Annotated in this window: 5 protein-coding genes; 2 read left to right on the top strand and 3 right to left on the bottom strand. The window is 70.4% G+C overall.

The window, feature by feature from the left end:
• Positions 1-297: 297 nt before the first annotated feature.
• Entirely contained in the window at positions 298-717 is a 420-nt protein-coding gene (locus HZS56_RS39185; protein ID WP_216725281.1) for a hypothetical protein, read from the top strand.
• A gap of 66 nt (positions 718-783) precedes the next feature.
• Positions 784-1,554, top strand: coding sequence for an SDR family NAD(P)-dependent oxidoreductase (locus HZS56_RS37530; RefSeq protein WP_216725280.1), 771 nt, complete (start codon positions 784-786; stop codon positions 1,552-1,554).
• A 93-nt stretch (positions 1,555-1,647) separates the two neighbouring features.
• On the opposite strand, the gene HZS56_RS37525 is transcribed toward HZS56_RS37530, so the two are convergent.
• The 3 genes from HZS56_RS37525 to HZS56_RS37515 form a co-directional block, all read right to left on the bottom strand.
• The gene (locus tag HZS56_RS37525; protein ID WP_216725279.1) at positions 1,648-1,986 is read right to left on the bottom strand and encodes a hypothetical protein; all 339 of its coding nucleotides are present in this window, start codon (positions 1,984-1,986) and stop codon (positions 1,648-1,650) included.
• An 85-nt stretch (positions 1,987-2,071) separates the two neighbouring features.
• A complete protein-coding gene (locus HZS56_RS37520; protein ID WP_216725278.1) occupies positions 2,072-2,479 on the bottom strand; it encodes a VOC family protein in 408 nt (135 codons plus the stop codon).
• A gap of 136 nt (positions 2,480-2,615) precedes the next feature.
• Positions 2,616-3,745: ricin-type beta-trefoil lectin domain protein (locus HZS56_RS37515; protein ID WP_216725277.1), on the bottom strand; the 1,130-nt coding region annotated here is incomplete at its 5' end.

Genomic DNA, 3,745 nt, shown 5'->3' with positions numbered 1-3,745 from the left:
CGCGTACCGGCCCTCGTGGACGCCGAGGTAGACCCGCCCCATGCCCCCGACCCCGAGCCGGCCCAGCAGCGGTATCGGTCCGATCCGGCGTGGATCGTCGTCCTCCAGCGGCTCGGCACCACTGCCCATGAGGCCGCTTGCGGCTTCCCCGTTCAACTGTCTCCCCGTTCACCCGCTGCCGAGCCCGGCCCCTGTGGGACCGGCACGACCGTTCCTCGGAAAGCTACATCTTTAGCATGAGCCTCCCCAAGTACGTTGCCTTGTACATGCAGTGATGCTCCGTCAGAACGCGGAAGCGTGCTGGTTCGCGGATTCTCGGAGCCGCCAAACCGTGAACCGACCCGCCTGCCGGATCGCCATCCGAGACAGATCCGGGTCGGGTTTACGGTGTTGCAGGCCGGCGCGGTGGACGAGGAATCAGCAGCAGCCGCAACCAGGGCTGCAGGCGCACTGGTTTGCTTCAGCGCCAGCGGAAGGAGCCGCCGCGGCTGTGGGGGCGCAGTAGCCCTTGCCAGGCCAGGCATCGTGGCCCTCCTTCCCCGCCACGGCTGCGATGACGATCGCGGCGATCACGTCGGCCCAGGACCAACTGAGCGCGGCGTTCAGCACGAGGCCGACGAGGCCGGGTTCCCCTTCATTCCCGAAGGCAAGGAAGTCACCCCGCGCATCCTCCAGCAGCTCACCGACCCCTCCGTCCCCACGCCCACGGCGAAGTGACCTCACTCGCTTCGGTCAGTCGGGTCACCTTGCGCCCTCCCACTCACGGATTCGGAGAGAACGAACATGAACGGACTCGAAGGGAACGCCTTCATCGTCGCGGGAGGCGCCACCGGGATCGGCGCCGCGACTGCCCGCAGGCTGGCCGAGGAAGGCGCGAACGTCGTCATCGGCGACATCAACATCGCGCGTGCCCGGCAGACGGCGTCAGTTCTGTCCGGTGTCGGCGGCGAGGTCTTCGCCGTCGAGTTCGACCTGGCGAGCGACGCGTCAGTCGATCGCCTGGTCGCCCACTCGATCGAGCGGTTCGGCACCGTGGCGGGCCTGTACAACGTAGGGGCGGATCTGTCGGCGAAGAACCTCGGTCAGGACCTCGACATCCTCGCCGTGGACCTCGCGGTGTGGGAACGCACTCTGGACGTCAACCTCCTCGGTTACGTCCGCACCATCCGGGCGATACTGCCGCACTTCCTCGAAACCGGCCGCGGAGCCATCGTCAACACCTCGTCCGGCGCGGCGTTCGCCGGCGAGGACGCCAGGGCCGCCTACGCGGCCTCCAAGGCGGGCGTGAACGCTCTGACCCGTCACGTCGCCCGGACCTGGGGCAAGCAGGGCGTCCGCTGCAACGCGGTCACACCCGGCATGGTCATGGGCGAGACCCAGACCGCCCAGAACGACGACACCCTCCAGAACACGCTCCTGGCGATGACGTCGCTGGGCCGGCTGGGCGAGCCGGCCGACCTCGCGAACACCGTCGCGTTCCTGCTCTCCGCGGAGAGCAGCTGGATCAGCGGCCAGGTATGGAACATCGACGGAGGCATGACCTTCCGCGACTGACGACCCGCCTCCTCCCAAGCGGTTTGCCATCTGCCCTCACGCCGCATCGGGGCCGCGGAGGGACCGGGCCGGATACTCGACCGTCGTACTCGGTCAGCGACAGGCGCACGGGGGCACGAGGTCGCAGTGCTCGCAGATTTCCAGTACCGGTTTGACCAGCTGGTCGATCGAGGACGGCATCAGCCCGGCCGCATCACGCGCCCACTGGTACTCCGCCGGCGTGTCGAAGAAGTACGACCGCTCGTCCTGCTGCCCGGCGCCGCCGGCTCGACGGGTGTGCAGGGAGAAGACCTCGGCCGGCCCGTCCGGCGGCCGCTCGATGCCAGGGTGTGAGTTTCGAGATCCCTCACGGATCCGCAGATTACGAGCGGCAATCCGGGAATCCGCGGGTATCCGCGAGAAGCTCACACCGTTGAGGGTTGCGTCGAACAACGGTCTCCCACCTGCTGGCATCCGTCGATCGCGCTCTGAGGCCCCCGTGAGGAATCCTTGCGTACTCCAGTTGTTGTCGCGACCGTCAGCGGGCGACGCCGGCGAACTTCTCGACGGCGGCCGGGGTCACCGGTGTGAAGAAGTTGACCAGGTTGCCGTCGGGGTCGCGGAAGAGGAGCGCGCGGTTGCCCCAGGGCATGGTCGTGGGCTCCTTGACGAACTCGGTGACGAAGCCGGTCAGATTGCGGTGCACGGCGTCCACGTCGTCCACCAGGAACTCGATGATGACGCTGCGGTTGTCGGCGGGCCGGGCGGAGCCGGGCGCGAAGAGCGGCACGGTGCGGGTACTGCCGATCGCGAGGGTGCCGGAGGCGGTGGGCAGTTCCGCGAAGTCCTCGGTGGACCAGGTCGCGCGCAGCCCGGTGGCACGCTCGTAGAAGTCGACGAGGCGGGCGACGTCGCCCGTGATGACGCGGATCGAAACGAGGTTCATGAGGGCCTCCCGGCCGGTCGGTGCGCACGGCTCGACGTCTTCGCGTCGATGCCTGTGACCTCACGCTAAGCGGCATGTGGGACAGTTTCCGACCTAGTACGGCGGACCTGCTCGGCCGAGCTGTACGGCCTACCTGCTACGTGCGCGTCCAGCGCTGCGACGACCGCCCCGACTCACAGGTCTGGGCGTCGACGCCGGAACCGAAGGCCAGGTCGAGGCAGCCGTCGTTGAAGACACTGTGCAGGGTGCCGCCCGACCCGGACCGCCACAGGATCGCGGTGCCGTACGTGGCGCAGTCGGCGGTGGCGACGGACTGGCCCTTCATGTTGGCGCTGAGGCAGGAGCCCGACTCGTTGACGATCTTGACCGCGCCGTTCGCGCCGCTCCGGAACGTCCAGCGAGCCGACGCGCCCGTGCAGGACCCGGTGTCCGCGGCGCTGAAGACCTGGGTGAGGCACGTGCCCTTCTCGCCGTTCTTCAGCGCGAACCAGCCGGAGGCGGGGGCCTCGGCGTCGCCGGACCCCGCCGAGCCGTCCGACCCGCTCGAACCACCGGCGCCACCGCCGGCGCCGCCGGCACCCGAGCCGTTCGAGTCGCCCGACCCGGCTGATCCGGCCGAACCGGCTGATCCGGCCGACCCGTTCGAGTCCTCTTCGCTCCCGGAACCGGCGCCTCCCGCGGCCCCCGGACGCCCCGCGTCCGCCCCGTCGCCACCGCCGCCGGGCCCCTGCGACCCGTCCGAGGTGGAGGACGCAGAGGACGACGACGTACTCGCCGTGGGACCGCCCGTGCCCGACGCCGACGCCGACGGCGATGCCGCCGGGTCGAGCGGGGCCGACGCGGAGGAGGACGGGCCCGCGCCCGCCTCCGCGCCCGAGTCGGCCGAGAAGGGCAGGAGCTGGATCGCCAGCGTGCCTCCGGCGGCCACCACGATCGGGACGACGGCGAACAGAGCCCGCCTGCGGCCCCGCCGTTCCTTCGGCTTCTTCGGCTCCTCCGACTCCTTCCGCTCCTCCGGCTCCTTCCGCTTCGGCTCGCCGGACTCGCCGCCGGGCGCGCCGCCGGGCTCCGCGTCCGGCGCGGGCAGGTCGTCCGCGTCCGGCAGCGTCCGCGCGAAGGCGGCCCGTTCGGTAAGCCTCTCGGTGATGTCCTCCGGCCACAGCGGGTGCTCGTACGGCCCGTGCCGCTCGGCGAGTTCGAGGAGTTCGGCGGCGGTCGGGCGGCCCTCGTGGTCCTTGTCGAGGCAGGACGCGACCACGTCCGCCA

The organism is Streptomyces mayonensis, from assembly GCF_018982965.1.
Lineage (GTDB): Bacteria > Actinomycetota > Actinomycetes > Streptomycetales > Streptomycetaceae > Streptomyces > Streptomyces mayonensis.
The sequence above is the reverse complement of the archived record's forward strand: the minus strand, read 5'-3'. Positions and strand labels throughout refer to the sequence as shown.